Annotated in this window: 1 pseudogene; it reads left to right on the top strand. The window is 67.3% G+C overall.

Annotation, left to right across the window (positions count from 1 at the left end):
• Window positions 1–327 (top strand): annotated as a pseudogene (locus tag IO33_RS45420) (MMPL family transporter); the annotation flags it as partial.

The following is a 327-nucleotide window of genomic DNA, read 5'->3' as shown; positions in this document are numbered from 1 at the left end:
GCAGCATCGTTCGCCGCTGTTCGAACGGTGGGGCAAGATCCTGCACGACCACCCGTGGCCGTTCGCACTCGGTTCGCTGGCCGTTCTGATCGTGCTGGCCATCCCGGTCATCGGGCTCAAAGTGGCTATGCCGTCGATCTCGGTGGTGCCCGAGGATGCGCCAGTGCGCCAGGGTTATGAACTGGTTCAGCAGCAGATGGGCGAGGGCGCCCCCGGCATGCTCCAGATCGTTGCACCCTCGGCCCAGGCGCAGCAGGCTGCCACGGCGGCGGCACAGACACCCGGCATCAGCATGGTCACCCCTCCGCTACCGGCGCTCGACGACAC

Source organism: Streptomyces durhamensis (genome assembly GCF_000725475.1).
Classification (GTDB): domain Bacteria; phylum Actinomycetota; class Actinomycetes; order Streptomycetales; family Streptomycetaceae; genus Streptomyces; species Streptomyces filipinensis.
The sequence above is the reverse complement of the archived record's forward strand: the minus strand, read 5'-3'. Positions and strand labels throughout refer to the sequence as shown.